19 protein-coding genes and 1 pseudogene are annotated in these 21947 nt (G+C 72.0%); 6 read left to right on the plus strand and 14 right to left on the minus strand.

The window, feature by feature from the left end; translation table 11 throughout:
- Nucleotides 1-304: 304 nt before the first annotated feature.
- The 3 genes from STBA_RS18310 to STBA_RS18320 all read right to left on the minus strand — a co-directional run bounded on the left by STBA_RS18310 (nt 305) and on the right by STBA_RS18320 (nt 3261).
- Complete coding sequence (locus tag STBA_RS18310) at nt 305-1279, minus strand: 2-dehydropantoate 2-reductase N-terminal domain-containing protein (RefSeq protein ID WP_077060281.1); 975 nt, start codon at nt 1277-1279, stop codon at nt 305-307.
- 31 nt (nt 1280-1310) lie between these two features.
- Entirely contained in the window at nt 1311-2396 is a 1086-nt protein-coding gene (locus tag STBA_RS36605; protein WP_077060282.1) for a peptidoglycan-binding protein, read from the minus strand.
- A gap of 121 nt (nt 2397-2517) precedes the next feature.
- Nucleotides 2518-3261, minus strand: coding sequence for a sulfite exporter TauE/SafE family protein (locus tag STBA_RS18320; protein WP_077063413.1), 744 nt, complete (start codon nt 3259-3261; stop codon nt 2518-2520).
- 241 nt (nt 3262-3502) lie between these two features.
- Between STBA_RS18320 and STBA_RS18325 the strand changes: the two genes are divergently transcribed.
- Entirely contained in the window at nt 3503-4207 is a 705-nt protein-coding gene (locus tag STBA_RS18325) for an ElyC/SanA/YdcF family protein (protein WP_077060283.1), read from the plus strand.
- Nucleotides 4208-4394: 187 nt separating this feature from the next.
- Nucleotides 4395-5510: an acyltransferase gene (locus tag STBA_RS18330; RefSeq protein ID WP_079252003.1), complete on the plus strand. Its 1116-nt coding sequence runs from the start codon at nt 4395-4397 to the stop codon at nt 5508-5510.
- 64 nt (nt 5511-5574) lie between these two features.
- Here STBA_RS18330 and STBA_RS18335 read toward each other — a convergent pair whose 3' ends face one another.
- The 6 genes and pseudogenes from STBA_RS18335 to STBA_RS18360 form a co-directional block, all read right to left on the minus strand.
- On the minus strand, nt 5575-7023 hold the full coding sequence (locus STBA_RS18335) for a polysialyltransferase family glycosyltransferase (RefSeq protein ID WP_077060284.1): 1449 nt from the start codon (nt 7021-7023) through the stop codon (nt 5575-5577).
- A 3-nt stretch (nt 7024-7026) separates the two neighbouring features.
- Entirely contained in the window at nt 7027-7992 is a 966-nt protein-coding gene (locus STBA_RS18340; protein ID WP_077060285.1) for a glycosyltransferase family 2 protein, read from the minus strand.
- 237 nt (nt 7993-8229) lie between these two features.
- Nucleotides 8230-8862 (minus strand): MBL fold metallo-hydrolase, encoded by a 633-nt coding sequence (locus STBA_RS18345; protein WP_077060286.1) that lies wholly within the window; start codon nt 8860-8862, stop codon nt 8230-8232.
- Nucleotides 8862-9947 carry an S-(hydroxymethyl)mycothiol dehydrogenase gene (locus STBA_RS18350; RefSeq protein WP_077060287.1) on the minus strand — a complete coding sequence of 362 codons (1086 nt, stop codon included), beginning with the start codon at nt 9945-9947 and terminating at the stop codon, nt 8862-8864. The genes STBA_RS18345 and STBA_RS18350 overlap by 1 nt, the downstream gene beginning before the upstream one ends.
- Before the next feature lie 168 nt (nt 9948-10115).
- On the minus strand, nt 10116-10643 hold the full coding sequence (locus STBA_RS18355) for a hypothetical protein (RefSeq protein WP_077060288.1): 528 nt from the start codon (nt 10641-10643) through the stop codon (nt 10116-10118).
- 280 nt (nt 10644-10923) lie between these two features.
- Nucleotides 10924-11553: pseudogene (locus tag STBA_RS18360) on the minus strand (lytic polysaccharide monooxygenase); the annotation flags it as partial.
- 391 nt (nt 11554-11944) lie between these two features.
- Here STBA_RS18360 and STBA_RS18365 point away from each other — a divergent pair.
- Nucleotides 11945-13024, plus strand: a complete 1080-nt coding sequence (locus STBA_RS18365) for a glutathione S-transferase C-terminal domain-containing protein (protein ID WP_077060290.1) — start codon at nt 11945-11947, stop codon at nt 13022-13024.
- 28 nt (nt 13025-13052) lie between these two features.
- Here the strand turns inward: STBA_RS18365 and STBA_RS18370 are convergent, their stop codons facing one another.
- Both STBA_RS18370 and STBA_RS18375 read right to left on the minus strand, forming a co-directional pair.
- Nucleotides 13053-13418, minus strand: coding sequence for a PH domain-containing protein (locus STBA_RS18370; RefSeq protein ID WP_077060291.1), 366 nt, complete (start codon nt 13416-13418; stop codon nt 13053-13055).
- 117 nt (nt 13419-13535) lie between these two features.
- Nucleotides 13536-14987 (minus strand): SPFH domain-containing protein, encoded by a 1452-nt coding sequence (locus tag STBA_RS18375; RefSeq protein ID WP_077060292.1) that lies wholly within the window; start codon nt 14985-14987, stop codon nt 13536-13538.
- A 284-nt stretch (nt 14988-15271) separates the two neighbouring features.
- On the opposite strand from STBA_RS18375, the gene STBA_RS18380 reads away from it, so the two are divergent.
- Nucleotides 15272-17362 carry a restriction endonuclease gene (locus STBA_RS18380; RefSeq protein ID WP_077060293.1) on the plus strand — a complete coding sequence of 697 codons (2091 nt, stop codon included), beginning with the start codon at nt 15272-15274 and terminating at the stop codon, nt 17360-17362.
- Nucleotides 17363-17387: 25 nt separating this feature from the next.
- Here STBA_RS18380 and STBA_RS18385 read toward each other — a convergent pair whose 3' ends face one another.
- Nucleotides 17388-18140, minus strand: a complete 753-nt coding sequence (locus STBA_RS18385) for a LysR substrate-binding domain-containing protein (protein ID WP_077063415.1) — start codon at nt 18138-18140, stop codon at nt 17388-17390.
- A 59-nt stretch (nt 18141-18199) separates the two neighbouring features.
- Here STBA_RS18385 and STBA_RS18390 point away from each other — a divergent pair, with 59 nt between their 5' ends.
- A complete protein-coding gene (locus tag STBA_RS18390) occupies nt 18200-18631 on the plus strand; it encodes a DUF5997 family protein (RefSeq protein WP_077060294.1) in 432 nt (143 codons plus the stop codon).
- A 4-nt stretch (nt 18632-18635) separates the two neighbouring features.
- Here STBA_RS18390 and STBA_RS18395 read toward each other — a convergent pair whose 3' ends face one another.
- On the minus strand, nt 18636-19217 hold the full coding sequence (locus STBA_RS18395; protein WP_077060295.1) for a TetR family transcriptional regulator: 582 nt from the start codon (nt 19215-19217) through the stop codon (nt 18636-18638).
- Between the two features lie 33 nt (nt 19218-19250).
- Complete coding sequence (locus tag STBA_RS18400) at nt 19251-20792, minus strand: MFS transporter (RefSeq protein WP_077060296.1); 1542 nt, start codon at nt 20790-20792, stop codon at nt 19251-19253.
- A 260-nt stretch (nt 20793-21052) separates the two neighbouring features.
- On the opposite strand from STBA_RS18400, the gene STBA_RS18405 reads away from it, so the two are divergent.
- Nucleotides 21053-21853 carry an AraC family transcriptional regulator gene (locus tag STBA_RS18405; RefSeq protein WP_077060297.1) on the plus strand — a complete coding sequence of 267 codons (801 nt, stop codon included), beginning with the start codon at nt 21053-21055 and terminating at the stop codon, nt 21851-21853.
- Nucleotides 21854-21947: the final 94 nt, after the last annotated feature.

Below are 21947 nucleotides of genomic sequence, written 5' to 3' on the forward strand. Positions count from 1 at the left end.
TCCTGTCGTTTGGATCTTCGTGGATCAGGTCGCGTTGTCAGATGCGGTGCTCCCCCAGGCCCTTGGGGGCCTGGGAGGTGCCCCCATGACGGAGGATCGCAGCTCGTACGTGGGGGTACCTCCCTGGGGGCGCCTCCCAGACGAAGTCTGGGGTGGGGGCACCTCCCAGACGAAGTCTGGGGGAGGAGTCTGGGGGACGTACTTGCGCGATGCGACAACGCAGCGTGGGGGCACCTCCCAGCCGCCAGGCTGGGGGAGTGCCGTAGCCGGCAGCGCGGCCCCGCGAAGATCCGAACGACAGGGCCTACGCCACGCCCGTGCGCGCCGCCAGCTCCGCCGGCGGCAGCGAGCCCGGCGGGCGGCCCGCGCGGGCGCACTCGACGGCCAGCCGCTGCAACGCCTCGTTGACCGGCACCGGCACGCCGAACCGGCGGCCGAGCAGCACGATTTCGCCGTTCAGATAGTCCGCCTCGATCGATCCCGTGCCGCGCCGCAGGCTCTGCCACGACGAGCCGCCGACCCGTTCCTCGCCGTCGGCCTGCCGTATCCGCATGCGGTCGCCCCGCAGCCGGGCCTGCTCCTCCTCGCTCGCGTACGCGAGGCCCGCGGCGTCGAGCACGGCGACGCCCTCGGCGCGCGCCGCCGCCACCACCTCCGTGAGCGGCGGCGCGGCGGGGGGACCCGACAGCGCCTCCACCGCGTTCGCCAGGTTGGCCAGCAGCTTCGCGTACTTCCACCGCATGACGTCGGGCACCACGGGCGACAGGAACCGGGACGCCGTCAGATCGGCGGAGATCTGCCGCGCCGTGTCGTCGGCGCCGCCCGGGTAACGGCCGAGATGCAGCATCCCGGTCAGCGGGGCACACGGCGCGGTGACCTCCCCGGCCCGGAGGAACTGCGAGGGCAGCCACACGCACATCCCGTACACGTGTGGGAAACGGCGCAGCGCCAGCCGCTCGTTGGCCACGCCGTTCTGCGCGCAGACCAGCGGCGCCCCGCCCGCCACCGGCGCCCACGCGTCGAGCGCGGCCACGGAGTCCTGCGTCTTGACCGCGAGGACCAGCACGTCGTCCGGCCGCGGCCGGTAGGCGTCGGGGCCCTCGATCACCGGAACGGGCAGCGTCAGCACGGCCTCCGGCGTGTGCAGGCGCAGACCGTGCTCGCGGAGCGCGGCGGCGTGCGCGCCGCGCGCCACGAGGACGACGTCATGGCCGCTTTCGAACAGCCGGCCTCCGATGGCGCCGCCGACGGCGCCCGCTCCGATGATCAGATAGCGCATGGTGCCATTGTGGCCGCCGTGGCCCGCCGGGTCACCAGTACACGACGACCCGGTCGCCCTCGGCCACCTCGTCGAACAGCCCGGCGATGGCGGCCTCGTCCCGGACGTTCACACAGCCGTGGGAGGCGCCGTTGTACCCGTTGGCCGCGAAGTCCTCGGAGTAGTGCACGGCCTGCCCGCCGTCGAAGAACATCGCGTACGGCATCGGGGAGTCGTACAGCGTCGAGTGGTGGTTGCGCGACTTCCAGTACACCTCGAACTCGCCCTCGCGCGTGGGCGTCTCCTCGGCGCCGAACCGCACGTCCACGGTCGTCCGCACCTCGCCGTCGATGACCCAGGACATCGTGTTCGACGTTTTGGAGATGCACAGCACCCGGCCCTCAAGGCAGCGCTCGTCCAGGTCCTGGGCGGGCTCCACGTCGGGCACGTCGAGCGGCGGGTACATCTCGTCCTCGGTGGGCGTGGTGGTCTCCGCGGTCAGCGCGTCCCACGTCGGCTCGAAGACGGTGCCCGTCACTTCAAGGCCCGCCGCCTCCTGGTACGCCTGGACGGCGGTGGTGGTGACGTCGCCGTAGTAGCCCGTCGGGTTGTCCGCGAAGTGGCCGAGCTGCTTCAGCCGGGCCTGGAGCTCGCGCACCTGCTCGGTGTTGTCCCCGTAGCCCATCACCTGCTGCGGCGGGTACAGCTCGGTCTCGGTGGGCGTGGTGGTCGCCCCGGTCAGTGCCGACCACGTGCTCTCGAAAACCGTGCCGGACACCTCGAAGCCCGCGGCGCGCTGGTACTCCGAGACCGCGCCGAGCGTGACGTCGCCGTAGTACCCGGTGGGCTGGGCCGCGAAGTGGCCGAGCTGCAACAGCCGGGCCTGCAACTCCCGTACCTGGTCCGACTCGTCGCCGAAGTCGAGCACGACCTGCTCGGCCGGCTCCTCGGACTCGTCCGTGCCGTCACCGCCCTCGCCGTCGTCCTCCGGCGGGGCCTGCTCCTCCTGCGACGCGGCGTCGGACGGACCGTCCGACGCCTCCTGTCCCTGTGCCGAACAGCCGGTCAGCAGCAGCGCGGTGGTGACGGCGCTCGCGGCGGCCGACACGACATACCTGCGAAAGTGCGCGGAGCGCATCAGTGTTCCCCCTGGCGTTACCAGATCTCTCAGGACCTCATAGGTAAAGATGCGCGAACCCGGCGGATTGTTGCGTCGACAGCCATAACGATGGAGCCACGATTCCGCTACCGCTCCTGTTTCACCGCAGCAAATTAAGGCTCGACACCACCGTGAACACCAGTACCAGCCGCTCGAACCTGCTCTGGTCGAGCCGCTTCACCCCGGCCCGCCCGAGAAACACGCCGAGGAACAGCGCGGGCAGCAGCACCGCGTTGAGCGTCAGCGAGTCGACCGTGATCAGTCCAAGACCCGCGCTGAACGGCACCTTGAACACGTTGACGATGAGGAAGAACCAGGCCGCCGTGCCCAGGAACGTCAGCATCGCGTAGCCCGCCGCGAGCAGGTACAGCGACATGACGGCGCCGCCCGCGTTCGCGACCATCGTCGTGAACCCGGCGAGCAGCCCGTAGCAGAAGGCGATCCCCCGGCCCGCACGCCGCGGCTCCCCCGCCGCGTCCGCGGCGCGCGCCGGGGCGCCCGCCGCGGACCGCGCGCCCCGGCGCCGCTGCCACAGGTGCACGCAGACCACCGCGAGCAGCAAGCCGCCGATGGTGCGGCGCATGACGGTGTCGTCGACCCTGGCCACGAACACGACGCCCGCCAGCACCCCGGCGGCGACCGAGGGGAAGAGGCGCAGCAGCGCGGGCCAGTCCACGTGCCGCCGGTAGGCGTGCACGGCGAACAGGTCGCCGACGATCAGCAGCGGCAGCAGCGCCCCGCTCGACTCGCGCGCGGGCAGCACGGCGGCGAAGAGCGCCACGCTGATCGCGCCCACCCCGCCGATCGCCGTCTTGGCGATCCCGACCAGCACCGCGGCGGTCATCAGGACCGCGAGATCCGCCCCGCCGAGCCCGGTGACCCCGGTCACCCCGGTCGCCCCGGTCGCGGAAGGACGTCGACGGCAGGCGGGCGTTCGCGCATGGGTGTCAACGATCCCCGGGGTGTACGGAAACTGTGCGGTGTACGGAAACTGTTCGATTGGCCATCATGCCCGACCCGCCGGTGCGGAGCCAGGGCGCCCGGCAGCCGGGGAACTCGGCCGCCCCGCGGTACGTGATAACGATGTGATCCCCGATCGATCGCGGCGCCTGCTGCGCGCCCTCAGGCCGCGCCTGCCGCGCACGATCCGCGGCAAGCGCCTGGCGGTCCAGGCCGTCATGGCACTGTGCGTCCTCGGCCTGCTGCCCTCGGCCTGGCTCCACCTCACCACCGACGGCCGGGTGCGGACCGTCGCCGACGCGCCCGCCGCCCCGGTGACCGTCGTCTTCGGTGCGGGCCTGCGGCCGGACGGCGCGCCCACCCAGTGGCTCGCGCACCGCCTCGACGCCGCCGCGGAGCTCTACCACACCGGCCGCACCCGCGCGATCCTCGTCACCGGGGACAACAGCACGGAGGACTACAACGAGCCGGACGCCATGCGGGACTACCTCGTCGGTCTCGACGTGCCCGCGGACCGCGTCGTCGCCGACTACGCGGGGTTCAACACGTGGAACTCCTGTGCCCGTGCCCGTTCCGTCTTCGGCGTCACCGAGGCGCTGCTCGTCTCGCAGGACTTCCACATCCGGCGCGCCCTCGCACTCTGCGAGGCGGCGGGTATAGATGCCTGGGGAGTGGGTGTGCCGGAGCGGTTCAGCGGGGTCTGGGTGTTCAGCGGGATACGGGAAATGGCGGGCGCGGTCACGGCGATGTATCAGGCTGCATTCGATCCGTCACCGGTCTTCCCCGGGCCCCCGGACAGCAGCTTGGATGAGATCCTGTCGGAGCACTGACGGACCCCGGTCGCCGGCCGCGCGCGGGCACCGGACGGTATCCCGTAGTTCACCGGGCGGATACCTTCCAGCGATGGAGCGTTATCGGGGAAGGGCTAGAAGTTCACGAGCAACGGATTCCGGAGCCAGGTCCGGCACCGGCGCTGCCGACACGGCACCCACACGAGCCACCTTGCGATCGGAACCCATGCCCGCTAACAGCGCACCACCAGCGACCCCGAAAACCGGCGCGGCCACCGACAGCGACAGTCTGAAGCCGGTCCCCGCACCCCGGTCCACGCCGAAGAACGAGCACCGGTTCGACATCGACCTGATGCGGCTGATCTGCTCCTGCGCCGTGATCCTCGGGCACGTCGCGGGAGCCTTCATCCTCGCCGTCGACATGGACGAGTCGAACGGCGCGGCCTCCTACTGGGCAGGCCACATAGCGGACGGCGCGAACCAGTTCGCGGTGCCGATGTTCTTCGCCATGGCGGGCTGGGCCGTGCTGATGGGCGCCCCGCCGAAGGACGGCGCCCGCATGTGGACGCGGATCATCCGCAACGGGACCCCGTTGTTCGTCTGGACCGGCCTCTACCTGGTGTGGGCCTACCTGCGCGACCGCAACGACGAGCCCATGACCAACCTCGCGGTCGACTCCGTCTTCGGCTCCGTACAGCCCGCCTATCACCTGTGGTTTTTGTACGCGTACATCCCGATCATCATGGCCCTCGGCTTCGTGGTACTGATCCGCGCCGGCCACCGCCCCTGGGGCCTCGGCGCCGCCCTGCTCGTCATCGCGGGCCTGCCGCACCTGCTGGACACCGTGAGCGAGTTCACCGGCTGGTCGCCGCCGCCCGTGGGCTGGAGCTTCGGCACCTACTCGGTGGTGTACGCGATCGGCGGCGCCCTGCTGTTCGCCCTCCCGAAGGGCCTTTCCAAGCGCAACCGCGGCCTGGTGGCGCTGCTGATGGTCGCCGCCATGGCCGGCTGCATCTGGTGGGACACGCAGGTCCACTACGTCATCCCGAACGCGCACCCCTTCGTCGCCATCCTCACCCTCAGCCTGCTGCTGCTCGTCAGCCGCATGCACATCCGCGAGAGCTGGCGCCCCCGGCTGACCCAGCTCGCCTCCGCGGCGATGGGCGCCTACATGGTCCACGTCTTCTTCGTCGAAGAGCTCGTCAAGCGCTGGGTCTCCGCGGACTCCGGCGCCGTCGAGGCCACCGCGATGCTCGTGGCCATGGTCACGATGACGACCGTGCTGTCCTACGCCGCGAGCCTGCTGTGGGGCAGGCTCGGCCTGCGCCGCTGGCTCGGCTGACCGGGGCCCGGCCCGGACCGGCCCGCCCGTCCCCGGAAGCGGACGGGCGGGCCGGACCGGCCGGTCACTTCTTGTTGCGCAGCGTCGCCTTGCGCACCTTGCGCGCGATGCGCATGGCGGTGCCGCCGCCGGGAAGCTGCCGGGTGAGGTGCGAGGCGAAGCCGCCGGGCAGCGCCAGCGCGGTGAGCCGCGCCCGCTTGAAGTACCGCCAGGTCGTCTCGTCCAGGTGCTGCTCCAGCCACTCCTCGGCCTCGCCGCGCAGCCCCGGATTCGTCTTGGCCTGCATGCAGTAGCCGACGGTCCGCACCAGCGGCGCGACCCGCTCCGCCGCGTCGGGCAGCGCGGTGACGGCCTCGCCGGCCCGCCGCGTCTCCAGGTCGGGCACCAGGGCGTCGACGATGGTCAGCGGAATGCGGTTGCTGTTCTGGTAGGGCGTGATCCGCTCCATGAGCAGGCCCGTCCCGACGCGGGCGATCGGCACCTCGTAGTACGCGGAGGCCGTCAGCATCGCCGTGGAGAAGCAGCCGACCACGAGCCCGGGGCGGTAGTGGTGGAACACCGTCTCCGCCAGCATCGGCGTGTCCAGAACGGTCAGCCGCACCCCGGCGTCCGCCGCGGCCTTCTCCAGCGCCCTGGAGTACTGGACGGGCGCGGTCGGATGCGGCTTGAACACCGCGTTCCTGAACCCGGCCGCCGCCGCGCCGCGCAGCATCCGCTCGTGCAGCGCCTCCTCCTCCTCGGTGGTGAGGATGTCGAGGGCCGCGAGGTACTGCCCGAGCAGCACCGCGACCGGCGCCTGCGCCTGCTGCTCCGCCGGCTCGTCGTTCCGTTCCGCGTCCGCGTCGTTCCGTTCCGCGCCGTTCCGTTCCGCGTCCTTCTCCCCGGCGGCCCGGACCGCGTCGGCCGGCGTGTGCTCGGCGCTGATCTCGTCGAGGACGGCGCGGAACGCGTCTCCCGGCACGACCTCGGACGGCACCCGGTGCTCGGCCAGCAGCAGCGGGGCGAGCCCCGGCACCAGGTCCAGGTGCAGCAGGCGCTGTATCCGGACCGCGGTGTCCTGCGCCAGCCGGTCGCGGGTGGGGCCGTAGCTCATGAGCCCGTCCGCGTACACGTGGATGTCCGCGTCTGCGAAGATCACGGCCAGCGCGGCGGCCGGCTTCGCGTGGACGGACTCCACCGCCAGCTCCACGGGCCCGTCGCCAAGACTCCAGTACCGGCGCAGCAGCCGCTCCCACACCGGGGCGTCGCGGTCGGCCGGGCCCCAGTCGCTGGGGTGGTGCGGACGGATGGTCTCGTTCCAGTCGATGACCCGGTCGAAGCGCGTCGCGATCCGGTCCCAGCCGGTCATCTCCGTGAGCGCGGCGGCCGTTTCGGGAACGGCCGCATTATTGGACACCAGGAGCACCCGGCGCGCCTCGTCCCGCGCGCCGAACTGCCCGGCGTCCAGCGCCGCGGCGAGCGTGGCGGCCCCGTACAGCGTCGACACCTCGAAGATCTGTGTGCGCACACCCATGTCTCAGGCCGCCTTCCTTCCCCGGCCGAGCAGCCGGCGGAGCACTTTCCCGCGCTCGTCGCCCATTGCCACCAGTGTCCGCTCCAGAAGCTGCGGCGGGAAGCGCCGCAGCGCCGCCGCCGACTCCTGCTTCAACCGGCGCGCGGCCTCCGCTTCGTAGCTTCCCGCGTTCCCCGCGTGGAAGGCGATCATGGCGCAGTAGGTGCGCACGATCTTGGGCAGGAAACGCTCCGCCTCCGGGTCTTTCTCGACCTCCCGCAGGATCAGGTCGTGCGCCGGGAGGAAGTCCAGCTGGCGGTCGTCCTTTATCTGCGTCAGCGAGGTGGTCACGCCCCGGCGGTAGAACACGCCGAGCAGGCCCACCGAGGCGAACGTCCGGGCCCGCAGCTGGAGTTGCCAGCAGAACACGCGGTCCTCCGCGGTGCGCAGATGCGTCTGGAACCGCAGGCCGTCCTCGAACAGCTCGCGCCGGTAGACCCCGGCCCACACGAAGGGGTAGTCGACCATCGTCTTCTTGTCCGACGGGGTGATCGCGTCCCGCGGGCTGATGGCCACCCCGCGCCGCGGCGCGGGCGCGCGGTTGACGGTGCGGCGCTTGCCGTTGGACTGCACGTGGTCGGTGCGCACGTAGTCGCAGTCCAGGTCCTCGATGGCGTGGGTCAACTCGTCGAGATAGCCAGGTGCGTACCAGTCGTCCCCGTCGAGGAAGGTGAGGTACGCGCCCCGCGCCGCCTCGATCCCCGTGTTGCGCGCCTGGGAAATGCCCTGGTTGGTGTCGTGCCTGATCACTCTCGTCCGCGGCAGCTCCCCCTCGGCCCGGCCGAGGATCTCCCCGGTCGCGTCCGTGGAACGGTCGTCCACCAGGATGAACTCGGTATCCGGCCCGGCGTTTCTCGCCAGGCTGCGCAGCGTGGTGGGAACGAATTCCTGCACGTTGTGGCAGGCGACGATGACAGAGAGCTTGGGCACCGGTATTCCAGGGGCTGTGAGCAGGGTGATCGCGACGGTAAACACGAGATCAGCGAGTCAGGATACGCTCAGATGACCACGCGGTGAACGGCGACTGTACGGTCGGCCAATTCCCCCTTTTTCCGGCACGGATCACCAATGGACACGCCCCAGCATGCCATCCGCCGGGGCGGCCCCGCGACGGACCGTGGGCCCGTCACGACGCACGCCCGCGGCGGGGCGCTCCCCGCCGCGGCCTCAGTGCCCGCGGTCGATCCACTCCTGGAGGTGAGGCGCCTCGGCGCCGATCGTCGTGCCGTCGCCGTGCCCGGTGCGCACGACGGTCGCGGGCGGCAGGGTCAGCAGACGGTCGCGGATCGACCCGACGATCGTCGGGAAGTCCGAGAACGACCGGCCGGTCGCGCCCGGCCCGCCCTGGAACAGGGTGTCGCCGGTGAAGACGGTGTTCAGCTCCGGCGCGTGCAGGCACACCGCGCCGGGCGCGTGCCCCGGCGTGTGCAGCACGGTCAGCGCGGTACCCGCCACGGTGAGGACCTGCCCGTCGGCCAGGTCGCCGTCCGGCTGCCGGCCGGGGTGCGTCTGCTCCCACAGCGGCAGGTCGTCGGGGTGCAGCAGCACCGGCGCCCCGGTGCGCTCCGCGAGGGCCGGAGCCGCGTTCACGTGGTCGTTGTGCGCGTGCGTGCTGATGATCGCCCGCAGCGCCCGGCCGCCGAGCGCCGCGGCGATGGCGTCCGCGTCGTGCGCGGCGTCGATGACGACGGCCTCCGCGTCGTCGCCGACGATCCACACATTGTTGTCGACGTCCCACGTGCCGCCGTCCAGGGCGAACGTGCCCGAGGTGACGAGGTGTTCGACGCGCGCGCCCGCCATCACAGCACCACCACGGAACGCAGCACGTCGCCCGCGTGCATACGGTCGAACGCGGCCTCGATGCCGTCGAGCGCGATCGTCTCGCTGACGAACGCGTCCAGGTCGAGGCGTCCCTGCCGGTACAGGTCGATGAGCATGGGGAAGTCACGGGACGGCAGGCAGTCTCCGTACCAGGAGGACTTCAGCGCGCCGCCGCGGCCGAAGACGTCGAGCAGCGGAAGCTCGATGCGCATCTCGGGCGTCGGCACGCCGACCAGCACCACCGTGCCCGCCAGATCGCGGGCGTAGAACGCCTGCCGGTACGTCTCGGGGCGGCCGACCGCGTCGATCACGACATCGGCGCCGAAACCGCCGGTCAGCTCGCGGATCGCGTCGACCGCGTCCGTCTGTGCCGAGTTGACGGTGTGCGTCGCGCCCAGTTGCCTCGCCGTCGCCAGCTTCCGTTCGTCGATGTCCACGGCGATGATCCGCGCCGCCCCGGCCAGCCGGGAGCCGAGCACGGCCGCGCCGCCGACCCCGCCGCAGCCGATCACCGCCACGCTGTCGCCGCGGCCGACGCCGCCGGTGTTGATCGCGGAGCCGATGCCAGCCATGACGCCGCAGCCCAGCAGGCCCGCGGCGGCGGGTGACGCCTCCGGGTCGACCTTCGTGCACTGCCCGGCCGCGACGAGCGTCGCATCGGCGAACGCGCCGATGCCCAGGGCCGGCGACAGCTCCGTGCCGTCCTTCAGCGTCATGCGCTGCCGCGCGTTGTGCGTGCTGAAGCAGTACTGGGGCCTGCCCCGCAGGCAGGCGCGGCACCGGCCGCAGACCGCGCGCCAGTTGAGGATGACGAAGTCACCGGGCGCCACCTCCGTGACGCCCTCCCCGACCAGCTCCACGACCCCCGCGGCCTCGTGGCCAAGCAGGAACGGGTAGTCGTCGCTGATACCACCCTGCTTGTAGTGCAGATCGGTATGGCACACCCCGCACGTCCGGACGCGCACCACCGCCTCGCCGGGCCCCGGGTCGGGTACCACGATCGTCTCCACCCGCACCGGCTCGTCCTTGCCCGGCGCGATGACGCCACGTACTTCGAGTGCCATAGAGGGGGCCCTTCCGATCAATCGGACCGATATGCCGACCTGGGCTGGTCGCGCTCATGCCGGTGCCATTCTCGGGCACACCGTGCGAACCGTCCATGAGCCGCGGCCGCGGCCGCGGCAGCTCCGGGCCGGGCCGGGCCGGGCCGCGGCCACGGTGACTGCGGCGGCTCAGCAGCCGCCGCAGTTGTAGTACGTCACGTCCCAGTGGTTGCTCTCGCGGGCGTAGACGTTCCCGGACGCCGACTCGTACAGCGCGGCGCCGTCGCCGCGCTCGCCGATGTAGGTGAACGCGCTGGTCACGTAGGAGTTGAGGCAGCTGCTGAGCCCGAAGTCGAGCTTGTAGCCGTTCCAGTGGCTGTAGGTGCCGCCCGCGTGCCCGGTCTCGGTGCCACCGGTGACGTTCAGCGCGCAGCCGCTCGCCGACTTGAGGGTCTGCGCGCCCTGCGCCGAGGCCAGGTTCAGCTGTTCGAACGAGGTGCAGGTGGGCACGTTGCGGTCGGAACAGCCTCCCGAGGACGACCAGGTGATGCCCGAGGACTGGAACATCGACGTGGCCTGCGAGTGGCTGATCTTGGTGACGAGCGGCGCGGGGGCGGCCGCGGGTGACCCGTCCGCCAGGGCGGACGCGGCCCCCGGCGCGGCGAACAGCGCGGTGCCGGCGAGCGCGAGCGTGGTGAGGACGGAACGCAGTTTCATGGGAAACCCTCCTGCTTCCTTCCGCCCCGGGCCGGGGCGGGCGGGCTGGCCTGTGGGGTGGGCTGTGCAGGTGCGGTGCGGTGCGGTGCGGTGCACAAGGATGGTGCCCGACATCTACGCGCGTTCGCCAGAGCGCGGGGGCGACCCGGATGTGAAGAAACCGTGAGCCCGCGGCGCGCCCCGCCACAGCCACCCAGCGCAGGGGCCCCGCCGGACATGCGCCCGGCGGGGCCCTTGACTTCGTTCCGGCGTCACGGTCGGCCGGACGCGGACGTCACATGGTCACCTGGCCGCTGCCGCCGTCGAAGACGACGTCGGAGCAGGAGTAGAAGTTCTCCTGGCTGTCCGAGCGAATCCAGTGGACGAAGAGGACGTGCTGACCGGTCTTGCCCGAGGGCAGGGCCTGGTCCCAGTGGTAGTAGCCGCCGTCCGAACCGGCGCCGCCCTGCTGCGGCGGGTCGGTCACGGAGTTGATCAGCTCCAGGTCGCTCCACCCGATCGGCTGGGTGGGGGACCAGCCGTCCTTGGTGATGTACACGTCGAAGTCGCCCGGGTGGGCGGCCCAGTTGCTGTACTGGAGCTCAATGGTGGAGCCGGCCGTCAGGTGGGTCGTGGGCCAGTCGGCGCGGGCCGCGTTGTACGAGGAGAAGTCGTAGGGGCCGTTGTGGCCGCCGCTGCAGATCTCGCCGTCCGGAATGTACCCCTCGGTCCTGCCGCCGCCGTTGGAGTCCAGGACGGCGAACCAGTTGTACAGCGGCGTGGTGCCGGTCTCGGCCACCGCGTCGGCGCAGGCGGGGTTGGAGGGGGTCTGGTTCCCGCTCGCGAGCATGTCCTTGTAGCACAGGTACGTCCGCGAACCGGGCGACATCGAGACGCCGTGCGCCGATGCCGGGGACGGCAGGCTCGCCATGACAAGCCCGAGCAGGGCGGCTCCCAGGACGCTCAGCAGGCGAGCGTTCCGGAACGGGGCCTTCTTCCGTTCGACGTGTGGATGAGCCATGTGGGGGGTCTCCTAGTTGTTCTGCACGCAATTCCCGTGGGAGCGCTCCCGCACAGCAACGTAGCGCCCATCGAATCGTTGCGTAAGCGTTCGCGCACGAACTCCTGCGCGTCGCACGTGACTCCGGGCAATCGCCCCACGCCAGCGTGCCGCGCGCCGGACAGGAAATTTTGCGAACCGAACCGAACCGAACCGCGCCGAGCCGTCCGCGAAGCGGGTGACACCGGGCATGAAACGGCCCGTCGCGGGCAATCACAGGCAGTTGGGCAGCGACAGGGGATGACGAACGTGAGGACCGAGCATGAGTCGCACGACTGACGCGCACGCCGGGGACCCGGCAGGAGACACCGCCGAGGGGACCGCCGGGGCCGGCCACCAGGGCAACACCCAGTACGGCAGAAAGAGCTTCAAACGGTCCGCGGGCCACTTCACCGACCGCATCACGGCCGACGGCGCCGACGGCTGGCCGGTCGAGGCCGGCCGCTACCGGCTCGTCGTCAACCGCGCCTGCCCCTGGGCGAGCCGCGCGCTGATCTCCCGGCGCCTCCTCGGCCTGGAGGCGGCGCTGTCCCTCGCCGTCACCGACCCCATCCAGGACGACAGAAGCTGGCGCTTCACCCTCGACCCGGACGGCAAGGACCCGGTGCTCGGCATCCGTTACCTCAAGCAGGCGTACGACGCCCGCGAAACCGGCTACCCGGGCGGCGTCAGCGTCCCGGCCGTCGTCGACGTGCCCACCGGGCTGCTGGTCACCAACGACTACCAGCGGATCACCCTCGACCTTGCCACCGAGTGGACGGCGCTGCACCGCGAGGGCGCGCCCGACCTGTACCCGCACGCGCTGCGCGACGAGATCGACGAGGTCATGGACGGCGTCTTCCGCGACGTCAACAACGGCGTGTACCGCGCCGGTTTCGCCACCAGGCAGGACGAGTACGAGGCGGCCTACCACGATGTGTTCCGCCGCCTCGACCAGCTGTCGGAGCGGCTCGCGGACCGCCGTTACCTGGTCGGCGACACCCTCACCGAGGCCGATATCCGGCTGTTCACCACGCTGGTCCGCTTCGACGCCGTCTACCACGGCCACTTCAAGTGCAACCGCTCCAAGCTCACCGAGGACCCGGTGCTGTGGGCGTACACCCGCGACCTCTACCAGACACCTGGCTTCGGCGACACGGTCGACTTCGACCACATCAAGCGGCACTACTACCTCGTGCACACCGGCATCAATCCCACCGGTATCCTCCCGGCCGGGCCCGATCTGTCCGGCTGGCTGACCCCGCACCACCGCGAGCAGCTCGGCGGGCGCCCGTTCGGCGACGGCACCCCACCGGGGCCGCCTCCCGCGGCCGAGGAGATCCCCCCGGCGGGCCGCCCCTGACCCCGGCTGCCTCGCCACGAAACCTCGGCTACCTCGCCACGAACTGGGTCAGTATCGCCTGCACTTCGTAGATGTCGACGCCCTTGGTGAACGTCTTCTCGATCGGCAGGTCCGTGCCGGAGAGCCAGATCTTCAGCTCCGCGTCGAGATCGAACGTCCCGGCGGTCTCGACCGCGAAGTGCGTGATGCTCCGGTAGGGGATGGAGTGGTACTCCACCTTCTTGCCCCTGATGCCCTGCTTGTCGACGAGGATCAGCCGCCGGTCGGTGAAGAGGATGGTGTCGCGGATCAACTGGAAGGCGGCATGGATACGTTCGTCATGCCCCAGCAGCCGCGCATACTCCTGTTGCGCGGCCATGGGATCGACGGTGTGCGCATTGCCGAAGAGTGCCACAGCAGGCCCCCGCCCTGAGAGATTGCACGTTCTGTGTGCACTGTAGAGGATTCTGCACGCCGAAGCGGCGCACGGCGGACCGCCGTGCGCCGCTTCGGCATGCGCCGTGCGCCGCCCTCAGGCGTGGAGCCGCACCGTTTCCCGTGTCGTCCCGGCGTGCAGGTCGACCATGGTGCGCACCGGCGGCGGCAGCCACTCGTTCGTCTCGTGCGGCGCGGGCGGCGACAGGCGGGCGAGGATGTCGTCCAGGCCGGGCCGGGCCGCCGGGTCGGGCGCGAGGCAGCCCCGCACCAGCTCCTGGAGCCCCTCGGGGAGCAGCCGGAGGACCGACTCGATCGGCTGCCCGTCCGCCAGCGGCACGAGCCCGCCCGCGTGGCACAGCACCATGCCGTAGGCGTACACGTCGGTGGCGGGCGTGACGGCCGCACCCGTCAGCTGTTCGGGCGCGAGGAACCCCGGCGTGCCCACGACGTGGCCGGTGCGGGTGAGCGCCGTGGCGTCGACGGCGCGGGCGATCCCGAAGTCGATGACGCGCGGACCGTCCTCGGAGATGATGATGTTGCTCGGCTTCAGGTCGCGGTGCACGATGCCGCAGGCGTGGATGCCCGCCAGGGCCTCCGCCATGCCGCCGGCGATCGTGTACAGCGTCGGCGAGGGCAGCGCGCCGTGGTGGCTGATCACGTAGTGCAGGGACGGCCCGGGGATGTACTCCGTGGCCAGCCAGGGCGGTTCACCTGCCGGGTCGGCGTCCACCAGGGGGGCCGTGCGACTGCCGCCCACGCGCCGCGCCGTCTCGATCTCGCGCGTGAACCGCCGCCGGAACGCCGCGTCCTGCGCGAACGGGCCGCGGATCACCTTGACCGCGACGGGCTGTTCCGCGGGCGAACGGCCGAGGTACACCGTTCCCATGCCGCCCTCGCCGAGCCGCGCGAGCAGCTGGTAGGGGCCGACCCGCGGCGGGTCCTCCGCCCGCAGCGGCCGGTGCGGCACCCCGGCCCCGCCCGCGGCGGGGCCCCCGGACCCCGGCGTGGCGTGGGATGTGACGGTGGCCTGGGAGGAGGAGGACGGGTCGATCGCGTCGATGAGGACGCGGTCGATGCGCAGCCCCCAGGCGTCCGCGGACCGGGCGAGCTCCTGGTGCAGGGCCGCCCCGATCTCCTTGCGGGAGGCGAGCGCGCGCTCCGCGTCCAGCTGTCCTGCGGTGACCCGCAGGGTGTTGTACGCCTGCTGCTCCATCGCCCCGACGTAGTTCGTCACGTGATACACCGCCTTCACCGGGTCCTGGACCTGGAGGTACACGGTGATGTCGGCGTTGAGCGCGTGGTTGTCCCTGGTGGTGACCCGCACCGGCTGGAGCGGCACGACCTGGAGCCGCGTGTCGACGTGGTGCGCGACCTTCTCCACGCCGAACATGACGAAGCTCATCCCCGGGGTCAGCGTGCGGTGGTAGCGGCCGAGCCGCTCCACGAGGCCGACGTTCCCGACCGGAATCCTCTGCAACGACTTGCGCAGCAGGGCGATCAGCCCGATCAGCACAGCGCCGTTGAGTAGCGAGATCCAGATGTCCAAGGTCACTCCTGGGCCGCAGGGTAAGTGCGTTGCGGGTCGGGGCGGTTGATGCGGCCCCCAGACTACGAGGGCCCGCGCCTGTGCCACCGGCGCGGGTTCGCTCGTGAGGATGCCTTCACAAGGAGACGATGAAATCTCCAAGCTCTCGCCGACGCCGCGACGCCCCGGCGTACTTCCTCACCCGGGACGGCGAGTTGGGCAACCCCGCGGCGGAGTCGTAGGTCCTCTCATAGATGTGACACCGCGGAACGGCCGTGTTCCGCGGGGGAAGGGGTGAGGGCGGCATGAGTCGGCGTTCTCGTGGCGTGGTCGGGGCGTGGGCGGAGGCGCAGCGCCAGCAGCAGCTGAGGGCTCAGGCGGCGCATCGCGCATGGGTTCAGCAGCAGCGCGAGCAGGAGCGGCAGCGCCGTTCCTGGGAACGGGAGCAGGCACGCACCGAACGTGAGCGGCAGGCGGCGTACCGGCGCGGGCGCGAGGCGGGCGCCCGGCGGCTGACGGAAGAACTGGACGCGCGCGTCGCCGAGTTGTCCGGGCTGCTGGCCGCAGGGTGCGACGCGCCCGTGTTCCGGGCGGAAGCACTGATGAAGGCGGAGGACATCGAGCCGTTCCACCCCGGGGCGCTGGGGGAGCCCGTCCCGATGCCCGAACCCGGCTGGTACAGGACCCAGCGGGACGGCTGGACGTTCCGGGCGGGACGGCGGGCGCAGGCCGAGGCGGATGCGCAGGCGCGGTTCGAGCGCGACTGGCACGCCGCCCAGGCGGCGGAGGCCGAGCGGCAGCGCAAACTGGCCGACTACCAGCGGCAGTACGACCACTGGGCGCAGGCACAGCTCGCGGAGGTCCGGCAGCACAACGAGGGCGTGCGCCGCCTGCGGGAAGGACTCGGCCGCGGGGACGCGGACGCGGTGGTGGAGTTCTTCTCCGCCGCCCTGTACGCGGCGGCGGCCTGGCCGGACGACTTCCCCCGCCGGGTCGAGGCGTCCTTCGACACGGCCGGCCGCCGGCTGGTGCTGGACTGGGAGCTGCCGAAGTACGCCGTGGTCCCCGGGACGAAGGCGGTGCGGTACGTCGCCTCCGCCGACGAGGAACGGGAGACCGCGCGGCCCGCCGCCCAGCGCCGCGTGCTCTACCGGGACGTGCTGGCACAGTCGATGCTGCTGGTGCTGCGGGACCTGTTCACCGCGGACGCGACCGGCGCGCTGCGATCCGTCGTGCTCAACGGGTTCGTGGACGACCACGACCCGGTCACCGGACGGCGGACCCAGCTCGTTCTGGCCACGGCCACGGTCCCGCGCGCCTCCTTCGAGGAGCTGGACCTGGCACGGGTCAACGCCGTGGACTGTCTGGTGGACGGTCTCGGCGGGCGGCTCTCGGCGCGGCCGGACCAGTACGCGCCCGTGCCCCCCGGCCCGCGGCCCGCGGATGCGGGCCAGGGGGTGGTGTCGCTCGGCGACGACGCCCCTGACCTGTTGGAGATGGACCCGGTCGAGTTCGAGCGGCTGGTCGCGGCGCTGTTCCGGGCCCGCGGCATGCAGGCGGTCATGACGCAGCGCAGCAACGACGGCGGGGTGGACGTGGAGGCACTCGACCCCGATCCGGTCAGTGGCGGCCGGATCATCGTGCAGGTCAAGCGCTACCGGGCCACCGTGCCGCCCGGCGCGGTCCGCGATCTGTACGGGACCGTGCAGAGCGCGGGGGCGAACAAGGGCATCCTCGTCACGACCTCCGGCTTCGGCCCGGGCTCGTACACGTTCGCCAACGGCAAACCGCTGACGCTCATCTCCGGCGCCGAGCTGGTCCAGCTGCTGGGGCAGGCGGGGCTCCCCGGCCGCCTGGGCGGCGGCCCGGCCCGGGCGCCCGGGGCGCAGCGACCGCCCGCCCGGCGCGAGTCGGAGGAGCACGTGCTGGGGATGGCGTGGGACGGCGCGGTTGCGCTGGACGTGTGCGCGCTGGTGTGCCAGGGGCAACGGGCCTTGAGCGACGACCACTTCGTCTTCTACAACAACTCGCGCACGCCCGAGGGAACGCTGCGCGCCGTGGCGGCGTCTCCGCCCGACCGGGCCGCGCTGCGGGTCGCGTTCGACGCGCTGCCCGAGCGGGCCGACCGGCTGGTGCTGGCCGCCGCCATCGACCCGGCCGCCGACCCCGACGCCGATCTGTCCGGCTTCACCGGCGCCCGTATCCGTCTGGCCGACTCCGCAGGCACCGAGCTCGGCCTGCTGGAGGTCTCCGACGGGCGCCCCGGCGAAACCGCGCTGGTCCTGGGCTCCTTCCGCCGCCGCGCGGGCGGCGACTGGTCCTTCGTCGCCGGCGGCAAGGGCTACCCCGGCGGCCTGGCCGACCTCATCTCCGACTACGGCATCGACACCGAATGACCGGCGCGGTCCCCCGGCGGCGGGGCTACGACCGGCGGCGGGGTTTGCCGCGTCTGCCGCGTCCGGAGTCGGCGTGGCCGCCGGAGCCGTGTCGCGCGTTCTTGCCGGGGGCGGGGCGCTTGGGCTTGGGCTTGGGCTTGGGTTTGGGCTTCGGCTGCGGCGGGGTCGGCCGGCCGCGTGAGCTGTTGACCGTCCGCCCGCGGACGATCCCGATGAACTGCTCCATCAGGTCGGTGGTTTCCTCCTCGGGCCACGACAGTCCGACGCGCGACTCGGGGGCGTCCGTCAGCGGCCGGTACGTGAGGTCCCTGCGGTGGTGCAGACGGGCGAGTGACTGCGGGACGACGAGCAGTCCCACGCCCGCCGCCACCAGTTCGACGGCGTCCGCCGTCGTGGCGGGGCGTTCGTGCGCGGGCAGGCCGGGCGGCCGTTCCCAGTCGAGGGTGTCGTCCAGGGGATGCAGCACGACTTCCTCGGCGAGATCCTCGGTCGACACCTCGTCGACCGCCGCCACGACGTGGTCCTTCGGCACCACGACCACCGTCGTCTCGGTGTAAAGGGGGATCACGCTGAGGCCCGTCCGGTCGGTCGGCAGCCGCAGGAAGCCCGCTTCGGCTTCCGCGCGCCGCAGCATGCCGGACACCTCGGCGGCGGGGACCTGGGCGAGGGTCAGCGGGACGTCGGGCAGCCGTTCGTTCCAGATCCGCACCCACTTGGCCGGCGTCACGCCCGGAACGTACGCGAGACGAAACGAAGGGGGCACTTCCGCGTCTGTCACCACGCCAGGCTATCCGGTCGTGGTCGGGCGCCCTGCGCGCGCTCGTTACCCTTGGCACCATGACCCCGAACCGGACCGTCCAGACGATGAAGCCCGCCACCGCGGCGAAAAAGCTGGGGGTGTACCTCCAGGCCACCCCCGCCGAGTTCCAGGAGGGCGTCGTCTCGCGGACCGAGTTGAGCGCGCTCCAGGCCGATCCGCCCGAGTGGCTGCGGGACCTGCGGAACAACGGCCCGCATCCCCGGCCGGTGGTCGCGGCGAAGCTGGGCATCTCCATCGCGGGCCTCGCGCGCGGGGGTGTGACCGGCGCCCTCACCACGGCGGAGATCGACGCGCTGAAAAGGGACCTTCCCGAGTGGCTCCGGCAGGAGCGTGCCACGCAGGCCGAGGTGAGGAAGGAAGCGGCGCGCGTCAAGGAGAAGAGGGAGAAGGAGAAGGCGCAGGAGAAGGACGCGGCGGAGGACGACAAGCCGCGCCGCCGGCCCTCCTGACGTATCAGCTCGGCCGGATGATCGTTTCGCCGCCGAGTGTCTGCTGGAGAACGGCGCGGATGTAGCCGGTGTCGGCGGGGGCGTTGTCGATGAGGATGGCGGTGCACAGGCCGTCGGAGGCCGCGACGAGCGCGGCGACGGCCCCGGGATCGTCGGTGAAGTGCCCGGCCAGCTCGGCCACGTTCTCCCGCCAGCGACGGGCGGTGGGCCGCAGCGCCGGCCTGCGGGCGGCGAGGCTGGACAGCTCGCGTTCGGCGAGGGCGCGGTCGCGCCCCGGGCCGGCGGATTCGGCGATGAGCGCGGCCAGCCCGTGGAGCTTGTCGTCGTCGTGGTCGATGATGTCCCGGATGCGGGCGGTGTACGCGTCGGCGACGCTGGAGAGGGTCGCGACGAGCAGGTCGTCCAGGGTGGCGAAGTAGTACGTGCTCAGACTGGTCGGAATGCCGGCTTCCTTGGCGACCGTGCGGTGGGTGACACCGGCGGCGCCATCGCGCCGGACGACGGCGAGGGTGGCCCCGATGATCTCGGCGCGGCGCTTGTGCCCTCTGGCCCTGCGCCCGTCGGTGACGGCGTCGCCCTCGTTCATGCTCCCTCCTGCGCCCCAGTGTAGTCGGGCCGTTCACGACAGGTCGGGCCCTTCGGCCCGGTCCTGGCCCAGTGGGCGGACGTGCCGCAGCGTCAGCAGGCACAGCACGGTCACGGCCGCGATGGCGGCCCCGGCGACGAGGGCGGCGACGTTCACCCCGGTGGTGAACGCCTCCTGGGCGGCGCGGATCGTTTCCGGCGGCACCCGGTCGGACACTTCGAGGGCGCCGCCGATGCTGTCGGTGACGCGATCGGCGATCTCGGGCGGCGCGTCCTGGGGCGTGGGCGCGTGGCTGCGGTAGACGGAGGTGGTGAGACTGCCGAGCAGCGCGACACCGGTCGCGATGCCGAGCTCCTGGACGGTCTCGGACAGGGCCGCGGCCGAGCCGGATTTCGTTGCCGGGGCGGCGCCGACGACCATGTCCGTGCCCAGCGCGGCGATGGCGCCGAGGCCGAGGTAGACGAAGGCGAAGCCGATCACGACCGAGGTCCTGCTGCCGGGTCCCGCGGTCGCGAGCAGCGCGTAGCCGAGCACGGAGATCCCCAGCGTCGCCGCCATGACCAGTCCCGGGCGCATGCGTCCGGCCAGCAGCGGGGCCCCGATGGCCGCGGCGAACATGGCCAGCGCGGGCGGCCCCATCCACAGGCCGGCCGCCGCCGGGTCGAGTCCTTCGACGAGTTGCAGGAACTGGGTGACCAGGTACATCGTGCCGCCGACGCCGACCAGCCCGACCAGCAGGACCGCCAGCGCGGCCGAGAAGGCACGGTCGGTGAACAGCGTCACGTCGAGCAGCGGCGAGGCGAGCCGGCGCTGCCTGCGCACGAACCCGGCGCCCGCCGCCCCGCCGGCCGCTGCGAGGACGGCGGTCAGCGGGGTGGGCCCGTAGGCGGCCATGTCCTTCACGGCATAGACGACGGGGAGGATGGCGGCCAGCGAGAGGACGACGCTGACCGGGTCGAGCCGGCCCTCGCGGGGCGCGACGTACTCGGGGAGCAGCAGCCGCGCACCGGCCAGCACGAGGACCGCGACGGGGACGGCGAGCAGGAAGGCCGCTCCCCACCAGAACCGGTCGACCAGCGCGCCGCCGACCACGGGGCCCGCGGCCATCCCGAGCGCGAACATCGTCGCCCACACCCCGATCGCGAGGGCGCGCTGCCGCGCGTCGGGGAACATGTTGGAGATCAGCGACAGGGTCGAAGGCATGAGCGTGGCCCCGGCGACGCCGAGCAGTGCCCTGGCCAGGATCAGCAGGTCGGCGCTCGGGGCGAACGCGGCCAGGACCGAGACGCCCGCGAACGCCACGACCCCGATCATCAACAGGCGCCGCCTGCCGATCCGGTCGCCCACGGTGCCCATCGTGATGAGGAGACCGGCGATGAAGAAGCCGTAGGCGTCCATGATCCACAGCGTCTGCGTCGCCGAGGGGTCGAGGTCGGCGGCCATGCTCGGCAGCACCAGGTACAGCACCGTGAGGTCCAGGCCCAGCAGCACGGTCGGCAGCGCCAGCAGCGCAAGGCCCGCCCATTCCCGCGCTCCCGCGCGCTTCGTTCCGGTCTGCGTCAGCGTCTGCGTCATAAGTTGAACCATAGTACAAGTAGAACTATCGTCCAAATATGAGGGAACGGTACGTGCCCCTGGTGCCACGGGGCGCTCGCGCGCAGCCGGAGCGAGGCGGGCGAACTCCAGAAGGCCATCGGCGGGCTCGGCGAACTCCTCGCCGACCAGGAACGCATCCTCGCCCTGCGCAGGACGCTCGACAGGTGGCGCACGCGGTGGCGGGAGTAGGACGGGAATCCGCCGGTTCGCCCGGCTTCCCGTGCTTCTAGGGTGGGGGCATGCGAGCCCCCGCCGCCCGCCCGCGCACGAGCCGGGAGACCCGTACGCTGCCCGCCCTCGCCCCGGGCGCGGTCGAGGTGCCGTTCGTCATCCGGTGCTATGACGAGGTCGTCGCCCACGACACCACCTGGAACGAGCACTCCCACCCCTGCCACGAACTGCTCTGGAACCAGCGCGGCGCGTCCACGGCCGTGGTGGGCGCGCGGGTGTGGACCATCACTCCCACCCTGGGGCTGTGGATGCCGGCGGGCACCCTGCATTCCGGCTCGGCGACAGCCGGCACCTGGTTCCGCGCGAGCTTCTTCGGCCTCAGCGGCACCACCTCGATCTCCGACGTCCCCGTGGCCGTCGAGATCACCCCGCTGCTCCGGCTGCTCCTCGAACGACTGGGCGAGTCCCGGCTCTCCGCGGCGTCCCGGTCGGTGACGGAGGCCATGGTGCTGGATGTGCTCACGCCGTCTTCGCGCGAACTGCTGCTCAACGTGCCCGTGTCCGACCTGCTGCGGCCCATCGCCGAGGCGGTCCGCGAGGACCCCCGCGACCAGCGGACGCTGGCCAACTGGGCGGCCGAGCTGGGGGTGAGCCCCCGCACGATCACCCGGGCGTTCACCGCGGAGACCGGCACCAGCTTCGGGCGCTGGGTCGCGGCGGTGCGCGCGCAGCACGCGGTCGGGCTGCTGACCCGGGGCTGGGAGGTCGAGGCTGTCGCGGAGCGGGTCGGCTACCGGTCGGCGAGCGCGTTCGGCGCGGCCTTCCGGCGCACCACCGGGCTCACCCCGGGGGCTTTCCGGACCCGTTGAGCGGGCCTGCCGGGCGTTCACCCGCCGGTCGTATGTCCCGATTGCTACAACACGTGTCCCGAAAGGCTGATTGCGACATGGGGTCGGCTCTCTT

The sequence above is a fragment of the Streptomyces sp. MP131-18 genome (assembly GCF_001984575.1).
In the GTDB taxonomy this organism is placed as follows: domain Bacteria; phylum Actinomycetota; class Actinomycetes; order Streptomycetales; family Streptomycetaceae; genus Streptomyces; species Streptomyces johnsoniae.